Annotated in this window: 26 protein-coding genes; 13 read left to right on the forward strand and 13 right to left on the reverse strand. The window is 70.2% G+C overall.

Going from position 1 to position 23,831, the window contains the following annotated elements:
- Positions 1 to 27 precede the first annotated feature (27 nt).
- The 12 genes from BX283_RS08770 to BX283_RS08825 form a co-directional block, all read right to left on the reverse strand.
- The gene (locus tag BX283_RS08770; RefSeq protein WP_101387076.1) at positions 28 to 1,269 is read right to left on the reverse strand and encodes an MFS transporter; all 1,242 of its coding nucleotides are present in this window, start codon (positions 1,267 to 1,269) and stop codon (positions 28 to 30) included.
- Positions 1,266 to 1,847 carry a hypothetical protein gene (locus tag BX283_RS41495; RefSeq protein WP_257582293.1) on the reverse strand — a complete coding sequence of 194 codons (582 nt, stop codon included), beginning with the start codon at positions 1,845 to 1,847 and terminating at the stop codon, positions 1,266 to 1,268. Before BX283_RS41495 ends, BX283_RS08770 begins: the two co-directional genes overlap by 4 nt.
- Entirely contained in the window at positions 1,844 to 2,752 is a 909-nt protein-coding gene (locus BX283_RS08780; protein ID WP_101387077.1) for a winged helix-turn-helix transcriptional regulator, read from the reverse strand. Before BX283_RS08780 ends, BX283_RS41495 begins: the two co-directional genes overlap by 4 nt.
- A 30-nt stretch (positions 2,753 to 2,782) precedes the next feature.
- Entirely contained in the window at positions 2,783 to 3,193 is a 411-nt protein-coding gene (locus tag BX283_RS08785) for a hypothetical protein (protein ID WP_101387078.1), read from the reverse strand.
- 12 nt (positions 3,194 to 3,205) lie between these two features.
- Positions 3,206 to 3,649: a hypothetical protein gene (locus tag BX283_RS08790; protein WP_180357110.1), complete on the reverse strand. Its 444-nt coding sequence runs from the start codon at positions 3,647 to 3,649 to the stop codon at positions 3,206 to 3,208.
- A complete protein-coding gene (locus tag BX283_RS08795; protein WP_101387079.1) occupies positions 3,646 to 4,104 on the reverse strand; it encodes a hypothetical protein in 459 nt (152 codons plus the stop codon). Before BX283_RS08795 ends, BX283_RS08790 begins: the two co-directional genes overlap by 4 nt.
- A gap of 96 nt (positions 4,105 to 4,200) precedes the next feature.
- Complete coding sequence (locus BX283_RS08800) at positions 4,201 to 4,536, reverse strand: SH3 domain-containing protein (protein WP_101387080.1); 336 nt, start codon at positions 4,534 to 4,536, stop codon at positions 4,201 to 4,203.
- Positions 4,537 to 4,741: 205 nt separating this feature from the next.
- Positions 4,742 to 5,467 carry a hypothetical protein gene (locus BX283_RS08805; protein WP_101387081.1) on the reverse strand — a complete coding sequence of 242 codons (726 nt, stop codon included), beginning with the start codon at positions 5,465 to 5,467 and terminating at the stop codon, positions 4,742 to 4,744.
- 38 nt (positions 5,468 to 5,505) lie between these two features.
- Positions 5,506 to 6,195, reverse strand: a complete 690-nt coding sequence (locus tag BX283_RS08810; protein ID WP_101387082.1) for a hypothetical protein — start codon at positions 6,193 to 6,195, stop codon at positions 5,506 to 5,508.
- Positions 6,152 to 6,625 (reverse strand): GNAT family N-acetyltransferase, encoded by a 474-nt coding sequence (locus BX283_RS08815; protein WP_306822861.1) that lies wholly within the window; start codon positions 6,623 to 6,625, stop codon positions 6,152 to 6,154. Before BX283_RS08815 ends, BX283_RS08810 begins: the two co-directional genes overlap by 44 nt.
- Before the next feature lie 135 nt (positions 6,626 to 6,760).
- Positions 6,761 to 7,246: a hypothetical protein gene (locus BX283_RS08820; protein WP_101387083.1), complete on the reverse strand. Its 486-nt coding sequence runs from the start codon at positions 7,244 to 7,246 to the stop codon at positions 6,761 to 6,763.
- Positions 7,243 to 7,896 (reverse strand): DUF4913 domain-containing protein, encoded by a 654-nt coding sequence (locus tag BX283_RS08825; protein ID WP_257582299.1) that lies wholly within the window; start codon positions 7,894 to 7,896, stop codon positions 7,243 to 7,245. The genes BX283_RS08820 and BX283_RS08825 overlap by 4 nt, the downstream gene beginning before the upstream one ends.
- An 826-nt stretch (positions 7,897 to 8,722) precedes the next feature.
- Here BX283_RS08825 and BX283_RS39785 point away from each other — a divergent pair.
- A complete protein-coding gene (locus tag BX283_RS39785; RefSeq protein WP_180357111.1) occupies positions 8,723 to 10,762 on the forward strand; it encodes an SUMF1/EgtB/PvdO family nonheme iron enzyme in 2,040 nt (679 codons plus the stop codon).
- A gap of 1,107 nt (positions 10,763 to 11,869) precedes the next feature.
- Here the strand turns inward: BX283_RS39785 and BX283_RS08845 are convergent.
- Positions 11,870 to 12,637 (reverse strand): site-specific DNA-methyltransferase, encoded by a 768-nt coding sequence (locus BX283_RS08845; RefSeq protein WP_101387085.1) that lies wholly within the window; start codon positions 12,635 to 12,637, stop codon positions 11,870 to 11,872.
- A 502-nt stretch (positions 12,638 to 13,139) separates the two neighbouring features.
- Here BX283_RS08845 and BX283_RS08850 point away from each other — a divergent pair.
- From BX283_RS08850 to BX283_RS08905, 12 genes are all read left to right on the forward strand, one after another.
- The gene (locus BX283_RS08850; RefSeq protein ID WP_101387086.1) at positions 13,140 to 14,276 is read left to right on the forward strand and encodes a C40 family peptidase; all 1,137 of its coding nucleotides are present in this window, start codon (positions 13,140 to 13,142) and stop codon (positions 14,274 to 14,276) included.
- 141 nt (positions 14,277 to 14,417) lie between these two features.
- Positions 14,418 to 14,732, forward strand: a complete 315-nt coding sequence (locus BX283_RS08855) for a DUF6112 family protein (RefSeq protein WP_101387087.1) — start codon at positions 14,418 to 14,420, stop codon at positions 14,730 to 14,732.
- Positions 14,729 to 15,424 (forward strand): hypothetical protein, encoded by a 696-nt coding sequence (locus tag BX283_RS40560; RefSeq protein ID WP_180357112.1) that lies wholly within the window; start codon positions 14,729 to 14,731, stop codon positions 15,422 to 15,424. The genes BX283_RS08855 and BX283_RS40560 overlap by 4 nt, the downstream gene beginning before the upstream one ends.
- 35 nt (positions 15,425 to 15,459) lie before the next feature.
- Positions 15,460 to 16,827, forward strand: coding sequence for an ATP-binding protein (locus BX283_RS08865; RefSeq protein WP_101387088.1), 1,368 nt, complete (start codon positions 15,460 to 15,462; stop codon positions 16,825 to 16,827).
- A gap of 84 nt (positions 16,828 to 16,911) precedes the next feature.
- Positions 16,912 to 18,384, forward strand: a complete 1,473-nt coding sequence (locus BX283_RS08870) for an SCO6880 family protein (protein ID WP_101387089.1) — start codon at positions 16,912 to 16,914, stop codon at positions 18,382 to 18,384.
- A complete protein-coding gene (locus BX283_RS08875; protein ID WP_101387090.1) occupies positions 18,381 to 18,959 on the forward strand; it encodes a hypothetical protein in 579 nt (192 codons plus the stop codon). Before BX283_RS08870 ends, BX283_RS08875 begins: the two co-directional genes overlap by 4 nt.
- A 41-nt stretch (positions 18,960 to 19,000) precedes the next feature.
- Positions 19,001 to 19,474: a DUF6238 family protein gene (locus BX283_RS08880; RefSeq protein WP_101387091.1), complete on the forward strand. Its 474-nt coding sequence runs from the start codon at positions 19,001 to 19,003 to the stop codon at positions 19,472 to 19,474.
- An 80-nt stretch (positions 19,475 to 19,554) separates the two neighbouring features.
- Positions 19,555 to 21,069 carry an ATP-binding protein gene (locus BX283_RS08885; protein ID WP_101387092.1) on the forward strand — a complete coding sequence of 505 codons (1,515 nt, stop codon included), beginning with the start codon at positions 19,555 to 19,557 and terminating at the stop codon, positions 21,067 to 21,069.
- 16 nt (positions 21,070 to 21,085) lie between these two features.
- The gene (locus tag BX283_RS08890; protein ID WP_180357113.1) at positions 21,086 to 21,655 is read left to right on the forward strand and encodes a hypothetical protein; all 570 of its coding nucleotides are present in this window, start codon (positions 21,086 to 21,088) and stop codon (positions 21,653 to 21,655) included.
- A gap of 164 nt (positions 21,656 to 21,819) precedes the next feature.
- On the forward strand, positions 21,820 to 22,599 hold the full coding sequence (locus tag BX283_RS08895) for a hypothetical protein (protein ID WP_101387093.1): 780 nt from the start codon (positions 21,820 to 21,822) through the stop codon (positions 22,597 to 22,599).
- 145 nt (positions 22,600 to 22,744) lie between these two features.
- A complete protein-coding gene (locus tag BX283_RS08900) occupies positions 22,745 to 23,095 on the forward strand; it encodes a hypothetical protein (protein ID WP_143676410.1) in 351 nt (116 codons plus the stop codon).
- Entirely contained in the window at positions 23,092 to 23,706 is a 615-nt protein-coding gene (locus tag BX283_RS08905) for a hypothetical protein (RefSeq protein WP_101387095.1), read from the forward strand. The genes BX283_RS08900 and BX283_RS08905 overlap by 4 nt, the downstream gene beginning before the upstream one ends.
- Positions 23,707 to 23,831: the final 125 nt, after the last annotated feature.

Genomic DNA, 23,831 nt, shown 5'->3' on the forward strand with positions numbered 1-23,831 from the left:
CGAAAGGGCAGCAGGGCAGGGAGAGAGTCAGGCGAGACGGGTGCGCAGTCCGGGGAGAGCGCGCAGGCGTGCGAAGGCGAGGCCCAGACCGAGGGCCTGCAGCACCGCGCAGGCGGTGATCACATGGCCGAGCAGGGCGGGCGGCACAGTGGCGACCAGGACGCCGGCCAGCGGGAAGGGCAGCAGGAGCAGCAGGATCGTCATCGAGAGGGTGGCGCCGAACACCGACGCGGGGATGAGGTGGGAGCGCAGGGTGCGCAGGACCACCGTCATGCCGCCCTCGCCGGCCATGAGCACCGCGATGAGCACGAGGTAGGCGGTGTAGGTGTGCGTGAGGGAGACGGCCAGGCACGCACCGGCCGCGACGGTGGCGGAGAACGCGCCGACGGGCCACAGGCCGAAGCGGTCGATCGCGCGGCGGCACGGGGCGACCGTGATCAGGGAGGCGACGGCGGCCACCGACCAGATCAGGCCCACGTCCGCGCCGGAGTGTCCGAACTCCGTCACCACGATCACGGGGGCGGCGGCCTGGAGCAGGCCGATGGCGAGGTTGGAGAGGGTCAGTCCGCACACCAGCCAGCCCAGCGCGGGCAGCGAGCGCAACGTCGTCCATCCGGTGCGCAGCCCCGCGAGGACGGGCTGCGGCGTCGCGGACTGTCCTGGGGTGTGCTGCCGGGGCGCGAGCGCACAGGCCAGGAGCGAGAAGACGGCGATCGTGGCCAGCATTGCGGCGGCCCCGGTCCGCTCCAGCAGCAGGCCGGCGACGGCGGGTCCGGCCAGGGTGGCGACCTGGTCGATGCCCAGGAGCACCGACTGCACGCGGTGGGCGCGCTCGCCTGCCTGGCGGCTGGCGACACCGCCCGCCGTCTCGGCGGCGATGTAGGAGAACTCCGTGAGCACGCCGGTCGAGGCTGCCAGCAGCATGACGGCGACCGTGGTGGCCAGCCCGGTCTCCAGCTGCGGGAGCGCGAGGGCGGCGGCCACGGCCACCGCGGCGCGCAGGGCCGAGGCCGTGAGCAGCACGCGGGTGGTGCCGTGGCGGTCGACCATCGCTCCGGCGACGGCGAACGCGCCCAGGCGCGGCACCCATTCCAGTGCGAACGCCAAGCCGGTCAGGGACGCGGAGTTGGTGGTGGCGAGCACCAGCAGCGGGATGCCGTACGTCGTCATCGCGAAGGCGCCGGCATCCATACCGCGCGGCAGATAGATGCCGCGCAGCAGGGTGGGGACCGGCCGGCGGGCATGCCGGGGTCCGACACTCGATCTCACGCAGCGGGCTCCCACTCATCCGCCGCGCGCAAGGAGCCAAGGGCGGTGTAGTGCAGGACGTACGCATGCGCCTTGAGCCAGGCGGCCAGGACGCGCTGCGGGCCCTCCAGGGCGGCGATGGCCTCACCGTCGAGGACCGCTCCCCCAGGGACGACCATCCCGTACGAGTTGCCGAGCCGGGCGGCCGCGTGGGCGAGAGCCGGAGCGTGGCCGAGCAGGTCGAGGGTGTGCTGAACCCGGGTAACGAAGTCACCGGCCAGGGTGGGGAATTGGTGGGCGCGGGCCCAGCGGGCGGCCGTGTCGTACACCTCGGCGAGGTCCTCGCCGCTGTCGGTGAGCCGGTAGCGGACGCGTTCGTCTTCATCGCCGTGGATGAGGCCGAAGTCGCGGGCCCGGTCGATGGCGTGGCGCAGCTGGGGCGCGCTCAGGTCGTCGAAGGTGCTCTGCAGGCTGCCGCGGCGGCGGCTGATGGGGCCGTTGTCGTCGATCTCGGTGACCACTCGGATCAGTGCGGGCAGCGACAGTGCTCTGATCGCGCGGCGCGTCTGCGGGTGGTCGGCGGTGGTGAGGTGGGTCATCGGCGCGGCCCCCCGGCCTGCGGGAGAGTGATGGGGCGCGCCGGTATCTGGTGCGAGAACAGGTCGCCGCCCTTCCAGGCCGCAGCCGGCGTGGCCGCAGGCTCGGTGGACAGAGCCGGATGCGCGGCGGCGGGCGCGGGAGGGGCCGGTGCCGGGACGCGGGGCTGGGTGGTCAGCCACGGTCCGGACGTCGCCAGCTGCGCCACCGCGACCGTGCCCCACAGGGGGTGGGTGTCGGCGTCGGCGAGCGGGCGTCCTGCGGCCCAGGCGCTCAGGGCCCGGTAGACGGGGGCGAGTGCATGGCCGGTGATGGTCAGCTCGTAGGCGCGGTCCTCCTTGCGGACCAGGCCGTCCGCGACCAGGCGGTCGACCTGGGGGTAGATGTTGCTGAGCCGGTGGCTCGGCATCGTCGCGGCGGACAGTGCCTTGGCGCTGGAGGCGCCGCGTTCCTTGAGTGCCCACAGGATCGGCGTGGCGTGCCGGGGGCTGATCAGTGCGAGGGCGTCCTCGATGTTCTGCGCGGGCGCGACCTGGGCGAGCGGCTCCAGCTTCCCGGTGTCCTTGTTCTTGACCAGGGGCGTTTCCAGGTACGTCTCGCCCCAGGCGGCGATCACGGTCAGGACGGGTATCAGGTCGGTGCCGCGGGCGGTCAGGCCGTAGGTGACGTGGCCCTGGGCGACTTCGGTGCGCTCGACCAGTCCGGCGTCGGACAGCTTGCGTAGCTTGGGGTGGAGGGTGCCGTCGTTCAGCCAGGGCAGGCGCGGCTTGACCTCGGCGTAGCGCAGGGGCTGCGTGGACAGCGTCATTAGGATCCGCACGTTCCACAGCGGGGCGATCATCTCCAGCGACTCGGTGACGCGGGCGACGTCGACCTGGGTGGAGCGGGGCAGACCGGTGGTGGCCAAGGGGGGTAACTCCTCATGCGGGCGGGCGGATCAGCGGGGGCGGGCGGCAGTGGGCGCCACGCCGGAGACCGGTACGGCGGGTGCCGCCGACGGCGGGGTGGGTGTGGCGGGGACGCGGTGCAGGCCGGCGAGGACGGCACTGACGGTCTTGGCCTGGGCGTCCCGGGTGGCGACGGATTCGGCGATCCGGCGGGCGCAGTCGAGCAGGTGGCCTGCTTCGTACTTGCCGATGTCCCGCTCCGGGTGCACCAGTTCACGCAGCCGCTGGAGCTGGAGGGTGATGTTGCACTCGGCGAGCTGGAGATCGGTGTGACTGCTGGTCAGGGCGGCGAGCATGCTGCCGCGGGGGTGAGTGCCGGCGTGGGCTTCGAGCTCGGCGATCGGCTGGCCGTACAAGTCCTCGATGCGTTCGGCGATGGTCTGGGAGAGGGCGTGGGGCAATCGGCAGGGCTTTCAGGGTCGGCGGGCCCGCACCGCCCCGGCACGCACAGGTGCCGGGGCGGGCGGAAGCGTGGTGGTGAGCCTGGGCTGGGCGAGCTGCACCGGTCGCTCAGAGCGGGTTCCGGGTGTCGGCATGGTGTGCAGCAGCCCGGCCAGTGCGGTGGCGTATCCGTCGCGGGCGGACAGGGCCGCCTCCAGCCACCGCGCATCGAACCGCAGGTCGTCGGCGAACAAGTCGCCAAGGTCCCGGTCAGCGGCCGTGGCGTCGTGGATGCGGTCGCGGACCCGGGCGACCTGTTCCTCGGCCACCGCCAGCCAGGAGCGCAGCTCCAAGGCGCGCATCAGGGCGGCGGACGCCTCGGGGCCGGCGGCCTGCGCGTACAGCTCGCTCAGCGAGGCACCGAAGGCTTGGGCCAGGGCCTCGTCCTTGCTGGTGGGCCTGTGCACAACGCTCACCGCACCGCTCCGCGCACCGGGACGGACGGCGCGGGCGCGCTCGGCGCCGGTGCGGTCTGCAGGGCCGGACCACGCCGGGAGGCTGCTTCGGCGCCCCGCCAGGCTCCCGGTCCCCTGCGGCCCAGGGAGTTCGGGTCGGTGTAGTGGCGCACCACCATCGCCCGACCGTCACGCACCGCCACGGCAGTTTTGACCCGGTCGGCCAGCGCCATCACCGGGTCGCCCAGGACGTCGTCAGGCGCGCTGCCGAGGGCTGCGACGAGGGCGTCCTCGACCTTGTTCAGTGCTTCCTGGGCCTCGGCGAGCATGCCGTACCACTTCACGACGACGGTGGCGTCGTCGTTGGCGTGCGGGGCGGCGGCCACCGCCCGGCGCAGGTCGGCCAGCGGCATCTGGAAGCGGGCCTCGATCTGCTCGGTGATGACGCCCATCACGTCGTCGGCGTCGTCGGGCACGGCACGGCTCCTTTCCTTGGAAATACGTGGGGCGGGTCCGTAGCGAAGGCGGGAGGAATTGCGCTGCCGGTTCGGTGAATTGGCGTGGCCGGGCGGCTAGTCGAGGCACATGTAGGCGTCGCGGTAGACGTATGAGCCAGAGACCCAGCCCTTTACGCCGGTGCTTGTGTCGGTGATGTAGTGCCAGTTGCCGCTGGTCTTGTGGACCGTGAAGCGGTGGCTGCGGTAGAGCACGCCGACGGCGGTGGAATGCGCGCTCGCCTTGGAGCGGATCGTGACCGCCTGCGTGTGTACGGCCCACGGTCCGGGCCGGTCGCAGCCGCGGGTGGCCGGTGCCTGGGCCGGTGCCGCGTTCGCGGAGGTGGCACTGGCGAGCGGCAGGGCGAGTGCACCAATAACGGCGGCGCAGACGGCTATGCGGGATGAGCGCATGAGGAATTGACCTCCAGGAAAAAGGGGAAGGGGGAATGCGGAACCACCCCCGCGGCTGACGCCGTGCGGGCAGTGGTTCAAGAGTCCGGAGATTCCCCGGTTTTGCTAACCGGGGATGTGCTGCTATGTTTCGCCCTTCGCAGGGCGTCGGCGCCTCGCGGAGTTCCCGAGGGAGATCCGGCGCGGGGCTAATTTGGGCTCGGAGTCAGCGAGTTGGGCCTGTGCGCGGAGCGGAGGCCACGGGAAGGCCGGGCATCGTGGACGGTGCGCTGCGCCGGGTCGATGTATCGGCGGTCGGCAGAGGGACGTCCTCGCCGGACCAGTGGGCCTGCCACCAGGCGGTGGCCTGCTCGTAGGTCGAAAAGCCGCCTTCGCGCAGGGTGTGCGTCCCGCGCTCGGTGTCGACCTCTTCCAGCAGCACCCGGAAACGCAGTGGCGCCGTCTCGTCGATGGCGGCCAGGAGCACCGTGATCTGCAGGCGATCCGGGTCGTCGTCCGAGGTGTAACTGGTGACGAGGGCGAAGTGATCGCCGTCGGAGGTGAGGCGGTCCTCCAGCGCCTTGGTGGCCTCGTCGGCAGGGTCGGTGCCGATGTCCGCGGGCAGGGCGATGGCGTCCTTCGGGCAGCCGCGGGCGATCAGCCAGCTCTGCGCCATGGGCACCAAGGGCAGTTGGTCGTGCTGGAAGCGGAAGGTGCGGGCCGACACGTCGCGCTGCAGGTGGAGGGCCACCAGCTGCGGCTCGCCGGGTATGCCCCAGGTCACCGAGCTGTTGTGCATGACGTAGTAGCTGTGCCGCTGGTCGTCGGTGTGGTGCTCGGCGAGCACGGTGAGTTCAGTGGCTTCGATGTCGATGTGCTGCCAGAACTGCTCGGCGACACGGTCATTGACGGCTTCGTAGCCGTCGAGGCGGAAGTCCGGGGACGAGAGCATAGAGGCTTTCGGGGATGGGGCACGCGGGGCGTGCGGGTTCAGCGGCGGGCGGGAGTAGCCGCAGGCCAGGTACCGGGGCGGGGTGCGGGAGCGGCTCCCGGTGTCGTGGCCGGGCGCGGGGCGGTCAGGGCGGCGCGGCCAGTGTCGGTCAGCGTGACGGGCTGGCCTGCGGTGACCGGGTGGGAGGTGTCGCGCACCACCAGGCGGTCTTCTTCGAGGCGTTGGAGCTGGCTGTAGGGGAGGCGGGTGCCGGAGGCGGTGACGACGTACAGCTGCTGCGTGAGCAGGTTCTGGTGGAGCTTGGCGCCCTGAGTGATGGCGAGCAGCGCCGCGATGTCGGGCGCCGGCAGGTTGGGCACGTCGCGCGGAGCGTTGTGCCGGGCGGCGGCCTCGACCGGCTTGAGCGCGGCGACGGCCTGTGCCTGCCGCTCATCCCGGGTACGGGCCGCCTCCTCCAGCAGGCTGAGGGTCCGCTCGATGCGCGCGAACAGTGCGCCATCGACCGGGTAGTGGCCGGAGGAGAGGCCGTTGAGCTGGGAGCGGTAGAAGGCCACGGTGGTCTCGGCCTGGACGAGAGCGCGGTGGGCGTCGACCAGGCGGGTGTGCGGTGCGTCGAGCAGGTGGCGGTCGCGGTGCTGCCACAGCCGGTCGACGCTGTGGCCCACGGCCGCCTCGATGCGGTGATCAAGCTGAGTCGGCGACGTGGTTAGCGGGGCGTTGCGGGGCATGGAGAGGTTCCTTGGGGTGGGGCGCGGAACGGTGCGCGAGGCCGCCCGCGCCGAGGTGCAGGCGCACGTCGAGGTGCGCGCCGTGCCGCGTTGCGCGGACGGGGCCAAGACGCCGCAGCAGGCGGAGCATCGCTGGGTTGGATGCCTCGGTGTAGGTGCTCAAGGTGTCGGCGCCCCGGGCATGGGCGTACTGGGCGGCGTGCCGGGCCAGCGCGGTGCCGATGCCGCGGCCCTGGTGGGCGTCGGCGACCTGGAGCCCGAGGTCGAAGACGCCCGCCTCCCGGCTGACGGGACCCGTGCAGACCAGCGCGAGCGGCTCGCCACCGGCACCGAGGCCCAGCCAGCAGTCGGCCTGCGCCAGCAGCTGGCCCGGCGTGCGGTGCGGCAGGTGTGTACGGCCCCAGCGGCGCAGCGCGTGCGCGGGGAACAGTGTTGGTGGAAGGCGTCGACGAACGGGAAGCCCTCGGTCCTCACGCGGCGAAGGGCCGTGAGGGCTGGGTGCCTCAACAGGTGCGGTCGGGCAGCGCGGCCGTGAGGTGGTCGAGGCCGGAGGGGACGTGGGTCGTCAAAGAGTGCGGTCCTTCGGGGTCGGGGACAGGGCGGGGCGGGGAAGGCCAGGCAGCGCGTACGGCGGGCCTGGCTTGGGGATTTCGCGGCGTGTCTCCAGCTGCGGCGAGCGGGAGCGGGCGGCGTGGGCGAGCGCGCTGGTGGGGCGGCGGGTGATGCCCAGGCGTTTGCGGGCGACGTTGTACACCTCGTGGCGGTCGCGCGGGCGGACGGCCACCACGTGGATCTCGGTGCGGTGCGCCGAGGTGGGCGGGGCGGGGCGCTGGGCGTAGACGATGCGCCAGGCTTTGCGGCTGTCGACGTACAGCTTGCGGTAGTCGGCCAGTTCGCCGAGCAGCTTGGGACCGAACTGCTTGGCGTTGACGACGTCCTGGAGCTGGGCGAGGGCCAGGTCGCGGATGTCGCCGGGGGCCGCCAGGAGGTCACTCAGGGCGCGCGGGTCGAAGGAGAGGCCGAAGGCGGGCCGGTGCTCGGGCCCGCTCATGCGCCGGCCTGGTCCGGCTCGCCGGGCTCCGGCTGGTCCGCGGAGGCGGTGCGTGCGGAGCGATTGGAGGAGGCGGGGCCGGGCAGCAGGCGGTGCGCGTCGCGGTCGGGGTCGGTCTGGCAGGCCGAGAGCGGTCCGCCCGCCGCCCGTACATGGGCCAGGCAGTGGGTGAGGAAGTCGCGGTGCCACACGAACATCGCGGACGGCCCGGCTTCGGGGTCTTTGTGCTGCTGGTAGGCCATCCACAGGGCGTGGAGCCAGGCGACGACGTCGTCGTGTTCCTGCCACTGCTTGCACCACGGGGCCGCGGTGGTGACCTCGGCGCCGTAGATGCGGATGAGGTAGCCGTCCACCCAGTCGGAGAGCGCGTCCAGCTCGTCCTCGTACTCGTCGCCCTCCAGTTCCAGGATCGGGCGCGGCTCGGGCGGCGCCTGGAGTGGCGCCCCGGGCATCCCGGGAAGGCTGGGCAGGCCGAAAGCGGCGAACGGTGAGGATTCCGGGGGCATGGAGAGGGCGTCGAGCTGCCGGGCGTGCTCGGCCTGATCCTCCATGAGCTTGCGGACGGTGGCTTCGACGCTCTCCAGCTTCGAGGCCGGAAGCCGGACAGGTTCCCTTTCCCCGTCGTCGGGGAGGTCTATGGATTCGGGCACGAAATGGGTCTCCTTGAAGCCGCAGCCGATGGCGTGTGAATGCCGGCTCCACGATCCGGAGAATCCCCGGTTTCGCTAACCGGGGATCCGGTGCTATAACGCATCACGCGGCACGCGGCACGCGGCACGCGGCACGCGGCACGGGGGACGGGACGGACGGATCAAATCTCCGCTATCGCCCGTGCCAGGCGGCGGGAAAGCCCTAGGCGGACAGGACGAAGTCGTCCTGGGGCAGAGTCTGTTGCGCGGTCTCGGTCAGCCGGTCGGCTACTGGCGGAGCGCGGTTATTCCTCCTCGGCGGTATTCCTGTCGGCACAAGGAGAGAAGACGCCTAGGGGTCGCAGGTCACGAACGCTCCGCAGAGGATAGATCCGGCCCTCCTCCGTCGGGGGGTGACGACGAGGCGGATCCGTCTCGCCCGGCGTGGGGCCGGCGCTCACGAAGGCGGACTGCTACGGCAATCCCGGCCCCGGCCACTGTCGCTACTGCGGTTGCGCGGTCGGGGTCCATCACGTCACCGAGCACAAGTCCACACACCACTGCTGTGACACCCAACACCGCGGTGGCCCACCCCGCTCGCTTCTCCCTGGCCATCACATCTGCCTCCCTTCGCCGTTGGTTCGGACCAGCAACCTGGTCGCAAATCGACCATGCCTCCGTTCCGGCCGTGCCGGCCGTTTCTGCGTCAAGCTGGAACGGATCGGCACACGCTGGTTCGCGGTCCGCTAGCATGGAACACGCAGTGACCGGGGATGCGCTGTGAGTAAGGAAGTCGGTAGTGACGGGACCGGAACGCACGGAAGATGAGAGTCACGAAGCGAGCTCCGTGGCGAACTTACTGAGTCAACTGCGCAAGACAGCAGGGACACCGTCGCTCCGCGAAATCGCTGCCCGCACAGACAGCTTGATGCAACGTCACCAGGTGCAAGGCGCGGCACCACTGACTGGGCCGCACGTGCAGCCGACGCGAGTACCCCTGGCCACCCTCAGCCGCCTCTTCAAGGGCGAGCTCATCATGCAGTGGGCCCAGGTCTACACAACCTTGTGGGCGTTGGGTGATTCCCAACAGCGTCCGCCGCAGGCCCAGGTGGAAGCCTTACGACGCTTGTGGAATGCACGATATGACGCTGAACGAGGCGGCGAGGCCGCGGCCGATGACCGTGAGGAGGTCGCATACCGGCGGGACGTCCGTCTCGCCTGCGACAGCCTGCTGCGAGGCCCCTTGCTACCGCTCACGATCTGGCAGCCTTCCCATGGCACGGCTGACGCCCGTGAGGCCCTGCGAACATGGCTTACCTCGACACAGCGTCTGAGCACGGTCGTTGGCGGCGTCGGGTACGGGAAGTCGATGCTTGCCATGTGGCTGGCACATGAACTGGCCCAGGAACCGAACGGCCCCGTACCGGTACGCGTGTCCGCGCGACGAGTGCTGGACAATGCAGGACAGGACACGAGCGCGGTCAGCGACACGACCATGTCCCTGCTCCGCTTTGCCCATCCACCGCTCCCTCAACGACTGAGGGAAAGTATCGGCGGCGGGGCCACCGACGTTGTGGTCATCCTCGATGACCTGGATGAAGTCGGTGCACTGACGGCTACCGGCTTCGACTCATCACGCCGTGTGCTCCACCAGGCATTCACCTCCCTTGGGTCAAACGTCCGCATCGTCGTTTGCTGCCGAGCCGTCGCGCTCAACTATTCAGATCCCAGCCATGCAACCGAACAGCGTGCCCTTATGGAGGAAACAGAGTTCGCGGTGCGGCAGGTGATCGACCCTGATGTCACGGGGTCCACTCTGTTAGGGATCGATGCTGTGGAGCAGGACGAAGCCGAGGCGTTTCTACGCCAGCAGGGGGTTTCAGATGAGTGGTTCGCCAGTGTGGGTTGGCCGCTGCCCATAGAACTCACTCCCCAGTTGATCCAGCTACTAGTCACTCTAGGCCGGACCTCCCGGGGGAAGGCCCACGAGCTCTCCCTGGATCAGATCTATGAGCAGGTGGCATTCGCTTGGAAACGGAGTGTGCCGCTCCTTGAGCGAGCCGAACGTCGAGACTGGTCGGCACTCCTCACATACCTGGAGCAGCGCTCGGCCTCCTTCATGCGCCCCATGCAGGTGTCTCCGGAACTGGACAGACTCGCCGAACTAGCGGGGTTCCTCAGCTCCGATCAGCTAGGCTGCTTGAGGTTCACACACTTCTCGTGGCAGGAGTTCTTCCTCGCCAGGTACCTGGCCGCCGAAATCTTGTCCAATAGGGCCGCTCTCTTGTCACGACTCAACCTGCTGTTCGATTCAAACATCAACCGCTTCCTCGTGCCGCAGCTCCTCCGTGGTCGCCGCTATAGAGCCATAACGACTAGCCAACAACTTAGGGTTGTCACGGTCGGGGATTTCAAGGAATTCCTGGCGGACACGAAGTGGCGTGGTGGGATCGGCTGGGGAGTCCACCCTGCAGGAGAGCGCGTCCGCGATCGATGGCGGCCGCCAGGAGACATGACAGGTTCCCTGAGCGCAGAAGGCGGTCCGCCGCTCGATGCAGCGGACAACGACCCGGTGACCCATGTCTCCTGGTACGACGCCGAGCGGTTCGCGGCCTGGATGGGGGGACGTCTACCGCTAGGCGACTCGCCCGTCCCCCGCTCCCGTAAACAGACTGCCCCACCTTATGCCTGGACCGAGAGATGGGGCGAAGAATCTATGGCCGAGATGGAACTTCAACCTCTGCAGCAGAACCTGACCACCCAGAAGGCTTCGCGGAACCCCGACTTCAGGAGCCCCCAGATCGGCATCGCAGTGATGACCACGATGCCGTATTGGTCGGGGTTCAACCTTTCCGGTTCGACCACTTCTCATCTGGAAAGCGGGTAGTCGATGATAAGGGCACAGATTGACCCATAGCGCTTAGAACGTGACGACAAAACCACCCTGGGACAAAATCTGTTGCAGTGTTTGCAAAAGCCGAGTTCCTGCCGGTGGAGTGTGAATATTGCAGGCTGTTCCTTGGTGTCGCCCGTGGCGTCCTGGTCTCTGACGCCAAGGTAAGCGGACCAGTTGGGTTGGGTGTAGGCAGCCCACCTGTGCGCAGTGTCAATCGAGATGTCCAGCAACCCAGCGAGTATGGGTGGCGGCAACTTCTCGGCGAGTGCGACAAGCGCAGCGATGCGTGCGGGCTGAACGTGGAAGCCGTGTCGGCGCATGAGGAGGCTGAAGCCGGGTGCGGACATCGGCTGGCCGGGGGATGTTGCCGGGGAACAGCCACTGCTGCGTTGCGGCCAAGGGGGGCACCGGTGGTTCATCCCGGGTGGTGTCGGCAAGTTCGGCGAGGAGGTGGGCCATGCGGGGTGGGAGGAAGAGCGTGCTGGTCCGCAGGCGGAGGTAGCTCTCGGTCCCGCTCTGCTGGAGGTCGGCTGCGGTCAGGTGCCGGATCCGGCTGGCTGGCAGGCCGTAGAGAAGGGCGAGTGCTCTGCCGACGCGAACACGTAGCGGAAAGGCGTCAGAGTTGAGGCACTCGCGCAGTTACGCCCAGCGTTCGTCGTCGGCGAGGAACCGACTGCCCCGGGAGTAGCCGACTGGGGTGATGTCGTGTGCGCCGGTCAGACCCCGGCGGTGCGCCCAGGTCAGGAACGTGCACAGGTCATGGCGGCGGGCGGGTCCGGAATCGAGCTTGCCATGGGTACTGGCCCGTGAAATCCGCCATCCGCCGGATCAAGGCCAGCCGCGGCGCGATCGTGCCGCTCTCTTGCAAGAACCGCGCTCGCTGCTGCCGGGCCCAGCCTTCCAGCATGGCCCGGAAGACCGTGGACTCCGGATCCAACGGCCGCACATTCGCAGCCAGTCCCAAGACCGCTGGCCCCGGAGACTCGATGCCCGTCACCGTCCACCTCCAGCGTTCCAGCCGATGCATCATCGTTGCGCCGAACATGGACGCCGGGGAATCCCCAGATCGTGTACTCCAGGGCCACAGAACGTATACCGTTACTCGGCCTCAGGACCTGCGAGAACGAAGTCCTCCTGGCTGCCCATTTGTTGCATCGTCTGCAATAGCCGCTCATTGGCCACCTCGGCGTACTCTCGGGTCTTCTCGACGCCGATGAAGTCGCGGCCCTCCATCAGGGCCGCGACCCCGGTCGAGCCGGATCCGCAGGTGAAGTCGAGCACGGTGCCGCCCGGCGGGGCGATCTGCACCAGCTCACGCATGACCGAGACGGGCTTCTGCGTGATGTGCTGCCTGGCCTTGCCGCTGGGCTGCGAGCCGCTGAACAGGCCGGGCAGGTAGACCGGGTTCCGGGAGCCGTCGATGGCGCCCTTCGAGCCCCAGATGATGAACTCGCAGTTCTGGGTGAAACGGCCCTTCTGCGGCCTGGCCTGCGGCTTGTGCCAGGCCAGCACGCCGCGCCACAGCCAGCCGGCCGCCTGCAGGGCGTCCGTCGTCGTCGGCATCTGGCGCCAGTCGGTGAACAACAGCGCGGTGCCGCCGGGCTTGGTCAGCCGGTGCGCCTCGGTCATGATCTGGGTCAGCCAGAAGCCGTACGAGCGCTGATCCATGTTCTCGCCGGTGAAGTCCGGCAGGGCGTGCTGCGCATCGGCCGAGGTGTACTTCTGCTTCGCGCTGCGGCTAGTGCGCTCCTTGGCCGTCCGCCCGCCGGAGTTGTACGGCGGGTCGGTGATGACGGAGTCCACGCAGTGGTCCGGCAGCGTGGAAAGCACGCTCAGCGCGTCGCCCTGGTGCAGGGAAAAAGGCAAAGAGAATACCCCAATTCGGTTCGGGTGAGAATGGGTTGAATCACTCCGCCTCGCACACGAAACCCGGCGGAACTGGCATGCCAATGCCTACGGTCCGCGATGCGGGGCGCGAGGGGGAGGAGCCCAAACTGTAGGGGACGATTCCCGGTGGAGCGGTGCCGTTGGGCGATATTCCCGTGGAATTGTTTTCTGACGGAGCGTTATGCCGTCCACCGGGGATCTGCGCTTACTGTTTTGGAGCCCGGCAGCACCCGCCGACGGCTCTCCTCTCCCTGCCCTCACGAACCGAGGTCCACCATGTTCGGCCCCACCTGAGCCTGACCGGCGCACGCAAGCGAGGTGCAACTCGCCGCGTGCGCCGGTCCCTGATTTACCCGCCACCGGCCGCTGCGGCCTTCCCCAAGCACGCCCGCGCGGACTGGACTTCACCCTTCAAGGACGCCCTCGTGACACCTCTCTACCCTCCCCTGCCTGAAACTCCGCCGCCGGGAGGCGTGCCGGATTGAAGGCGATAGCCGTCGGCATCGGCGTCGTCTTCCTCTCCCCCGTACTGCTCGCGGGCACGGCCATGATGGTGGCCGCCGCCTCCAGCGAAGCCGCCGCAACCACCCGCTCATTCAGCAACTGCCTGCACGACGTCGACACCGACGCAGTCACCAAGCAGGTGACGAAGATCCTCGACGGAGCGTCCGGAAAGGACGTGAAGGTCGAGGGCCTGACCCTGCCCGCCGAGCAGGTCCCCAACGCCCAGACCATCGTCGCCACCGGCATCTCGCTCGATGTGCCCAAGCGCGGGCAGATCGTCGCACTCGCCACCGCGATGCAGGAATCACGCCTGCGCAACCTCGGCTCCGGCGACCGCGACAGCCTCGGACTGTTCCAGCAGCGGCCCAGCCAGGGCTGGGGCACCGCCGAGCAGATCCGCGACCCGGTCTACGCCTCGGAGCAGTTCTACAAGGCGCTGCTCAAGGTCAAGGGGTGGCAGCAGATGACCGTCACCCAGGCCGCCCAGGTCGTGCAGAAGTCGGGTTTCCCGGACGCGTACGCGCAGTGGGAGCCGCTGGCCACCGCCCTGCAGAAGGCCATCGCCGCCACGTTCCCCGGCGGGGAGAAGGGCAAGCCCGCCAAAGACGGCGACAAGCCCAAGGACGGTAAGACCCCGGCGTCCGGCTGCGGTCCGGCCGAGGACGGGTCCTCCTACGGGCGCATCCCCGAGGGCAGCGTGCCCAAGGGCTACGCCATCCCGAAGGACGCCGACCCCAGGGCCCGTACGGCGATCGACTGGGCGATGCACCAGCTCGGCACGCTCTACCAGTGGGGCGGCAGCTGCACCAACTCCCGCGGCCCCGGTCCGATGGGCCGCTGCGACTGCAGCAGTCTGATGCAGCAGGCGTACGCCAAGGCCGGCATCAACCTGACCCGCACCACGTACACGCAGGTCAACGAGGGCAAGCCCGTCTCGCCCGACAAGCTGCAGCCCGGCGACCTGATCTTCAGCCGCGGCACGGCTGCCGTACCCGAGCATGTCGGGATGTTCATGGGGGCGGGCCTCGTCATCGAAGCCCCAAGGACCGGCAAACCGGTACGTATCACCCCATTGAAGGACTGGGCGATTCTCGCCGTCCGCCGCGTCCTCTGACGCCGCCCTCCGCCCGGGATCCCCGCACCGCGCGGGCCGGACCGGCCTCTCTCGGCGCCGCTCGCGCCACTCCCCTTCCTCTTCTTCCCCCTTTCGCCGGGCCGTATCCGGCCTGCGCACGCAAGGAGTCCCGCCACACCCATGCCCATACCTCTCGCAGACCACGTCATCCCGCTCGCCTACGACCCCGGCATCTCCCCGCAGGGCGGTGGCCTGCCCGGCGTGAGCGTGCTGAAGAACGTGGTCAACAGCATCAACATGTTCGGGATCATCGCCGTCGTCGGAGCCCTGGCCGTCTCGCTCGGCGTGTGGGCCTGGGGCCACCACACCGGCGGCCACCAGGCAGAAGCCAACGGCAAGAAGGGCGCCATCGTCGCCGCGGGCGCAGCCCTCGGCTTGGGCGCGGCCAATGGCATTGTCGCGTTCTTCAGCACGCTGGGGTCGCAGGTCCAGTGATAAAGCGCTTCCCCTCCTTCTCCCTGTCCTCCTACGGCGTCGGCTGGTCGGCCAACCGCCGCATCGCCATCGTCGCGATCAGCCTCACCGTCCTGCTCGCGCTGGCCGCCGGCGTCGCCTTGTTCACCGGAGGCGGCAACGGCAGCGGCCACTCCGAGTCCGGCTCGCCCTCTGCCGCGAACAGCACCGGCCCCGGTGAAAGCGCTCCGAAGCCCGCCACCACGGGGACGGGGTCGGTGCCCAGGCCGCCGCAGGTCGCCGAGCCCGTCGCCTACGCGAAGGCCGCCGCCGAGATGCTCTGGTCCTACGACACCCGCAACACGACCCGCGACCAGCAGCTCGCCGGCATGAGCGCGTGGATGACCACGGAATCCACGTACGCCGACTGGACATCGGTCACCGCTCAGGTCCCGGATCCGACCCTGTGGTCGCGCATGGCCGACAACGACCAGCACGCCAGCGCGACGGTCACCGAAGGCCACTTCCCCTCCGCGTTCAAGGCGGCCCTGGCCCAGGACCCGTCCGCGATCACCAAGGCGTACGTCTACGTCGTCACCGTCAACGGCAAGCAGCAGATCGCCTGGAACAAGGGCGGCCAAGGAGCCGAGGACCGCGCCGTGACCCTGGCCGTCCAGTGCCGCCCCAGCCACGACTGCACCCTGGCCGCCATCGCCCCGAACGTCACGCAGTGACCCGCGCCTGACACAAGAAAGGAGGCCAACTCCCCGTGGGTTTCTGCGATATCCCCCTCGCCGACAAGGTGTGCGGTGCGGCCGGCACCGCCAAGGGCGCCATCGACTTCGCCAGCGATCCGGGCAAGGTCATCGGCGACTGGATGGCCAAGTCCTCCGGCGAACTCGCCGCCGCCGCAGCCGACCTGGCTGCCAAGGCCGTCAACGCCACCACCCGCGTCGATCTGAACGCGGGCTGGTTCCGCGACAACTACGAGATGCTGCTGCCGATCGGCCTGGTGATCCTGGTCGCGACGTTCTGCGCCCAGCTGGTGCGCGCCGCGATGAAACGCGATGGCGAGGCCCTGACCCAGGCATTCACCGGCACCGCATCCGGCGTGATCTTCGCCTTCAGCGCCATCGCCTTGACCACCGTCGCCATCGAAGTCGTCGACGCCCTGTCCGACGGATTGTTCAAGGCGTCGCACCTGTCGATCGAATCGGCCGTGCGGCGCATCGTGAAGGTGAGCGCGATCCCGGCACTCGCCGGACTGGGCTGGCTCGTGGCGGTCTTCGCCGCCATCGGAGCCGCCATCGGAGCGTTCCTGTACTGGTGCGTGATGATGGTCCGCAAGGTCGGCATCCTCGTCATGGTCACCCTGGCGGTGTTCGCCGGTGCCGGCGGCGGCTGGGAAGTCGCCCGCCGATGGCGGCGCGGCTGGATCGAAGCCACCGCGACCTTGGTCGTCTCGAAACTCCTGATGACCGTGATCTTCGTGCTCGGCATCTCCGCCATGGGCAAGACCGAAGCCTCCAACGGCCTGGCCGCGCTCGCCGACGTCATGTCCGGCATCGTGATCATGGTGCTGGTCCTGTTGTGCCCGTACGCGACGTTCAAGTTCGTGCACTGGGCAGCAGAGGGCTCGGACGGCGAAACGATTCACCGTGCAGGCGGTGCCGGCGCCCAGCTCGCCCGGCAGCACACCGAGCGCGCGGGCCGCAAGGCCGCCGCGATGGCGGCCACCGCCGGAACCGGCGGAGCGGCAGCCGGAGCAGGCGCCGCCCCGCAAGGGCCCGACTCGGTCCCCGGGGGCGGCTTCCCCGGCGACCTTGCCGCCAACCCCACCGGTGGCGGCCAGGGCTCCGGCGGCTCCTCTGGCAGCCAGGGCATGAAGGACGGTCTGGAAAAGGCCGTTCAGCCTCCGCCGACGAGCACGCGCGATGACACCAGCGGCCAGTTCGGCGGCAGCACCGGCCAGGGCGGACCCGGCTCAGGCTCGGGCTCCCCGTCCGGCGGCGGGTTCCTGTCGAACCCGGCAGGCTCCACCACGCCTCCGCCGCAGGGCGCGCCCCCCACGCCGAACTCCGCTTCCTCGCCGGGTGCCGGAGCATCCCCTCCGCCGCCTCCGTCCACCGGTATCTGACCCTGCCCCTTTCGCACCGGAGCGGCACGCACCACTGTCTGTGCGTGCCGCCCCGGCCCCGCCCGCGCACCACCGGAACGGCCCTTGTCTGATCTCTCCATCACTCCCCTCACGGTCAAATTCCCCCACAGATCGAAGCGCGGCATCCTGCTCGGCCTCACCCTTCCCCAACTCGTCCTCGTCTCCTCGGCGTTGGCGCTGCTGCTGGTCACCGTCGTCAGTACCGGGCTGCTCGGCGCGGTCGTGCTCACCCCGCTGTGGGCCGCAGTCGCCGCCCTGGTCGCCATCCGCCGGGGTGGCCGGTCTCTGATCGACTGGGCGCCGATCGTCGTCCGCTTCTCCCGGCGCCGCAGCAGCGGGCAGACCCTGTGGCTCGCCCGGCCGGTGACCCGCCCGCGCCAGGACGGCACCCTCCACCTGCCCGGCACCGCCGCCTCCCTGCGCGTCGTCACCCCCTCCGACTCGGCAGGCGGCGCCGCCGCGGTCCACGACCCGCACCACCAGACCCTGACCGCCGTCGCCCGCGTCTCCTCCCGGGCCTTCGCCCTGCTCGACCCCGCCACCCAGAACCACAACGTCACCGGGTGGGGACGAGCCCTGGCCGGCATCGCGCGGACCGGACACGTCGCCTCGGTGCAGGTGCTGGAGCGCACCGTGCCCGACAGCGGCGACACCCTCGCCCGCCACTGGACCCAACAGGGCTACCCCAACACCCCGGTCGCCGGACAGGTGTACTCCGACCTCGTCGCCTCCGCAGGCCCGGCCGCCGCCCCGCACGAGGCGTACCTGGCCATCTCCCTAGACCTCAAGGCCGCCAAGCGCCTCATCTCCCAGGCGGGCGGGGGCTTCCCAGGCGCGTTCACCGTGATGGAGCAGACCACCAGCGCCATCGCCCAGGCCGCCCGCAGCGCCGGGCTGATGGTCACCAGCTGGCTGAGTGCCCGCGAGATCGCCGCCGTCATCCGCACCGCGTACGACCCCAAGGCGCTCTCCGGACTGCAGCAGTGGTCCCAGAGCGGGCGCGCCGAAGCCGACCCCGCTGCCGCCGGGCCGGTCGTCCAGGTCGAGGAGTACGACCGCCTCGCCACCGACTCCGCCCGGCACGCGACCTACTGGGTCGAGGACTGGCCGCGCACGGAGACCGGCGCCGGATTCCTCCACGGGCTCATGTTCACCGCCGGAGTACGGCGCAGCCTGTCCCTTACATACGTGCCCCAGGGCCTGGAGTCGGCGATGCGCGACGTGCAGCGCAAGAAGGCCGCGATCATCTCGGACGCCGCCGAACGCTCGCGGCGCGGACAGGTCGACTCCGAGGCCGACAGCGTCGAGTACGCCGACGTCAAGAACCGCGAGCGCCAGCTGATCGCCGGGCACGCGGACGTCGCCCTGACCGGGCTGCTCACCGTCTCCGCCGAGACCGACACTCTGCTGGACGCGGCGTGCGCGCAGATCGAGACCGCCGCCGTCACCGCCCAGGTCGACCTGAGAAGGCTCTTCTACCAGCAGCCCGACGCCTTCACCCTCGGCGCGCTCCCGCTCGCCCGGACCGCGCTGTGACGCCCCTCCCGCGCCCCGGATACCTGTTCGACGAACTCCGCACTCTGCTCGCCCCGGTGCAGGAACTCCAGCGGCGCCACCAGCAGCGGCTGGACGCCCACCGCACCATGGGCGAGGAGGTGATCGAGGAACAGTACGCCGCGTACGACGACGCCCGCCTGGAGACAGCCCTGGAGGCCAGCGACACCCTGGACACCCTTGTGGCGCAGCTCGAAGTGCTGGTCGCCGACCCGCCACGCCGGGCCTTCACCCTCGCTCTGCGCGGTCCCGGCGCCGACGAGGGCCAGCTTCCCTGGCTGTTCGTCGTCAACGGCGCCGACCTGGACGACGCCTACCAGAAGTTGAGCCAACTGCCGTCCTTCCAGCAGTGGTTGGACGATGTCCGCAGCCCCGGCACCTCCCGCCACGGCGAGGAAGACCTCGTCGCAGGCCAGAGCCACCCCGGCGTCCGCGGGCCTGGGACGTATATCGACCTGCGCCGCGAACAGGCCCGCGTCCTGGCCCGCCGCGCACGGGCGTGCGGCCCGCTCCTGCCTCCAGCACCGCCCCCGTCAGCGCCTGGCCGCGCCCGCTGACCTCCCCCAGCCCCCTGCCGCCCGGCACGAAGGACTCCTCTTTGACCACTCCCTCTCCGCTCGCCGACGCCCACCCGTATCTGCGGGCCGCCAGTGCCGGCGTCCGCCACCACACCCGCGCCCTGTCCCCCCGCGGCCAAGCTGGTCCCGATCCTGCGGATCGCGGCCACCTCGACGTACTGCATTCCCATCTGATCGCGCTGCACCAGCTGCTGGACCGGCTCTCCGCCTCGACGCGGCCCCCGCATCCGGCGGCCGGGCGGCACCTGGCCACCGCGGGCACCCGGCTGTGGCAGGCCAGCGCCGCCGTCCACGACGCTTTCCACCTCATACCGCCCGTCCACGAACCGTCCGTGGACGAGGCGGAGTGCCATCCCGAGCGGCTCCCCGAAGGCCCTCCGGTGCTGACCATCTGCCAGCGCCACCTCGCCGCCGGACACCTCGTGCGCCGCACCACCACCCCCAGCGACCTCACCCGCCCCGCGCCCGCGCACACCACCACCTGTGTCCAGTAACTCCCGCCTCCTGAATGGCGCCTGCCCGTACTGGTTCACGGGCTCCACCGCGCCCGCCGTCCTCTGAAAGCCGCTCCGCCATGACCCACCGGCCCGCCCGGCGCGCCCGCCGCGCCTCGGCCTCTCCACTGTTCACCCCGCACAGCACCGACCGCGCCAGCCGCAAGGCCGCACGCCGCCAACTCGCCGAGGCCGCCGCCAAGGCACGCGCCGAAGCCGCCCAGCACCCCTCCGGCACCGAGCCGGCAGAACAGGAGATGCCCGCTGCTCTCTTCCCGCCCCACGGCCGCCCCGGCCCCGCCTCGGCACGCGGCGGCAAGCTCAAGCTGCCCGCACACCGCATGACCACCGCCACCGTCGCCGGTGCCTACCCCTTCCTCGCCGAGGGCGGACTGGGCGCCGAAGGCATCTACATCGGCCGCGACATGCACGCCGAAGCATCCTTCTGTTTCGACCCGTTCGCCCTGTACGGCAAGGTCGAGGGCTTCACGAACCCGAACGTGTTGATGGCCGGGGTGATCGGCCAGGGCAAGAGCGCCCTAGCCAAGAGTTTTGCCCTGCGCTCGGTGGCCTTCGGCTACCGCGTCTACGTGCCCTGTGACCCCAAGGGGGAATGGACTCCGGTGGCCGCCGCCCTCGGCGGCACCTCCATCGCGCTGGGCCCCGGCCTGCCGGGCAAACTGAACCCGCTGGACGCCGCCCCGCGCCCGCCGTCGGTCTCCGAGACGGACTGGGCGAACGAGATCCGCAAACGGCGCCTGCTGCTGCTCGGCTCCCTTGCCCGCACCGTCCTCGGGCGGGACCTGCTGCCCATGGAGCACACCGGCCTCGACGTCGCCCTGGACGCCGTGGTCACCCGCGCCGCCGCCAACGGACGCACCCCGCTGCTCGGTGACATCGCCACCATGCTCAACAGCCCCGACCAACTCGACGCGGTCGGCGGCCTGATGTCCGGACACCTGGGCGACGCCTCCCGCGACCTGGCCCACGCCATGCGCCGCCTCGTCCACGGCGACCTGGCCGGCATGTTCGACGCCCCCTCGACCGTGATGTTCGACCCCAACAGCCCGATGCTCACCATCGACCTGTCCCGCCTGGGCGGTTCCGGCGACGACACCGCACTCGTCCTCGCCATGACCTGCGCCGCCGCCTGGATGGAGTCCGCACTCTCCGACCCAGGCGGCGGCCGTCGTTGGATCGTCTACGACGAAGCCTGGCGCCTGATGCGCCACCCCGGACTGCTCCAGCGCATGCAGTCCCAGTGGAAACTCAGCCGCGGCCTGGGCATCGCCAACCTCATGGTCATCCACCGGCTCAGCGATCTACTCACCGCCGGCGATGCCGGATCCCGCGGAAGGGCGCTGGCCGAAGGTCTGCTCGCCGACTGCTCCACCCGCATCATCTACCGCCAGGAGACCGACCAACTCCAGGCCGCAGCAGCCCTTTTGGGCCTCACTTCGGTGGAGGGCGACGCGATCGCCCACCTCAATCGCGGACGCGGCCTCTGGAAGGTCGCAGGCAGATCCTTCATCGTCCAACATCAGCTCCATCCGCACGAACTGGCCCTATTCGATACGGATTCCCGAATGCATTGAAGGGTCCGGGAGTTCCATGAATTTCGATGTGCAGCGCGACCTGATACCCCGCAACATTACCCTCCACCTTATCGACGCGTTCGATGTCATGAAGGCCAAACTCCTCGCCGCCGCCGAGCAATCAGAGCTACTTGACGAGACCGGCCGCGTGCCGGCCACTCCGTCCTATTCGGAACTGCTCCAGCACGCCGCCGACGCACAGGCCCTCTCCCGCGACGTCGTACAACTGACTGTCGACTTCGCCCGGAGCACCCACAGCACGAACCGTGCAGGCAGTGCCGTTCTCGCCCATCTCGCGACGGCAGCCACCATGTCGAGCCAGGCCGCACCGTACTTCGCCGAGACCGCGGAGACCGCCCTTGCCCTGCCCCGGTCCCCCGGCCCGACCGACCGGCAGTACCGGAAGAACCGCATGGTCATCAACCACGCCACGGCGCGCGCCTATCTGCGCCGCACATCGGAATCGCTCCGCGACGCGGCCAAGGAACTCAAAATCCACCTCGAACTCCACCAGCACTTCCCAGCACCGACCCCGCAGCAGAGCCCGGCGCCCCCGCCACCCCAGCCCAGCGCACGCCACCGCTAGAGGCAGCGACGCACCAACGCCAGCATCACCCTCTCAAGACGCCCCCTGAATCGCCCCGCGCCCGGCGCTCCGCCCAGCTATCGCCCCCATCCCGGAGGCAGCCGGAGCGACGCCCGTCCGCGCGACGCGCACCGGCAGCCCTGCCTCTCGCCTCCAAGGAGCCCATGCCTGCATCCCGCGCCGACCTCGCTTCCTTCGCCGACGCGCTCGCTGCCCGTCTGCCCGGCCACTGGCACAGCGCATATCGCCAACACGTGGAATACAGCGACCAGTTCCCCCTCGGCGAAGAGGTCTGGGACGTCGGCCACGTCCATTGGGCCGTCGACGTATTCGTCCTGGGCCATGACGCGCAACTGTCCGGCCCCAATGGCCAGCGGCTGTGCGTCATCGACCGTCCGCTGTATCGCGACCAGTTCCTCGTGGCTCCGCTCACCCCGGACGAGGGCCTCAAGCCGCACCACTTCACCGGCGTCGAGGAACCCAACGGCATCAAGGTCGGCAACGATCCGCTGCGGGCGGCCGTCGCGGTCAGCCGCCGGGTCCTGCCCCGCTATCGCAGCGCCCTGGCGGCCGTGCGCCACAACCGGCAGGTCCGGCCCGAGCCCCCGCTGCGCCCCGCTCCGCCCGAGGTCGACCAGGTCCTCACACTGACCCGGTACGCCGACGGCGTCCTCCGCGCGCCGTACACGACGGTGCCCGCCGAGGCCCGGGACGCGCTCTACATCCACGGCTTTCAGTACCTCCCGCACCAGGGCGCCTTCCTGCTGCCCGCCGCGTACGGCGCGGCCGGGCAGGCCCTGCGCATCCAGGCCGTGGCACAGCAGCTCGCCGCCCACGGCATCGGCGTGAACCTCCGGCACACCCCGCCGCCGCCCGGCGCGGCGCCCGCGCTGAACACCCGCGCCGCGCTGCCGGGCTCGACGCCCGTCACCCACCGCCGTTAGTTCCGCCCCGGGCCTCGCCGCCCCTCCCCTGCTCCAGGAGATCCCCCCTGCCCACGTCCCTCCCACTCCCCGCGGTCCCCGCCGTGCGGGTCTCACCACCCCCACCGATCCCAGCGGCCGTTACGTGTGCGGCCGTCAGGTGCTCGTGCTCACCGACCAGCTCAACGGCACGACGTCGTACGAGCACGCCGCCGACCTCACCGACCAGGTCCTGGAGCCGACCGACGGCCTGCTGGAGCGGCTCGCCGAGTTCTTCGAAGCGGCAGCCGAGAAGGCCAAGGAGTCCGACCACGACGACGCCTTCGACCCCCACTACGACCTGGAGGACGCCGCGTCCACCTTGCGTGGGCTCGGTGAAGACCTCCACGTCGCCGCCGACCGCATGCGCGCCCTGGCTCCCCGCCCTCCCGTACGCCAGACGACCAAGGCGACGGTTGCGGGCTTCGGCGTCGGGCTGCCGACGGCGGTGGCGCCCCCGCCTGGTCGCACCCGGTGACGCCGACCGAGCCGCCCGGTCCGCTCGCCGGCCTGGACCAGGCAGCGCATCTGCACTCGCTGGCCGAGCGCATCCACCATGCCGCCGACGACCTGCCTGCCCCGGAGTCCGCCCACTCGCTGGCCAGCATCAGCGAGGAGGTAGAAGACCAAGTCCATGTCGTTGCGGGCATCTTCGCCTCGCTCGCGCATGAAGCCGCCGTCCATGGCCGGGCGGTGAGGCAGCATACCGGCGCCCCGGACTCCGTTGCCCACCACAAGGTCGTCCTGATGACCCGTGCGGCTGATCCTCTCGGCTGGGCCCTGGCCAAGCTGGGCGAGGCCGTCGTCCAGATCGGCCTCCTCCATGAGATCAGCGCCGACCCACGCACACCGGAGCGGGCCCAGGCCCTCAGCCGCGCACGCACGGTCCTCGACGAACGGCTCCACAGCGCCCACCGGCACCTGACCGACGCGGCCGGCGACCTGCACCGGGACGCCGACCTGCTCGTTGCGGCGGCCGTTGGCACACGCCGTGCGCCGTCTCCCTCTCCCCATCACCGGACCCGGCCGCCTGACGCACTGCCCGTGCCTCCATCTGTATCACCCGCCACCTCCAGAACCCGCCGCTGACCTGGGCGGACGTCGCGCGCCGTCCCACTGCGGGGAGCTTCGCGCCCCGCGTCACCGGCCAGGGGAGGGCGAAACATAGCGGGCAATCCCCGGTTAGCAAAACCGGGGATTGCCCGGACCCTAGA

The sequence above is a fragment of the Streptomyces sp. TLI_146 genome (genome assembly GCF_002846415.1).
Taxonomy (GTDB): Bacteria; Actinomycetota; Actinomycetes; order Streptomycetales; family Streptomycetaceae; genus Streptomyces.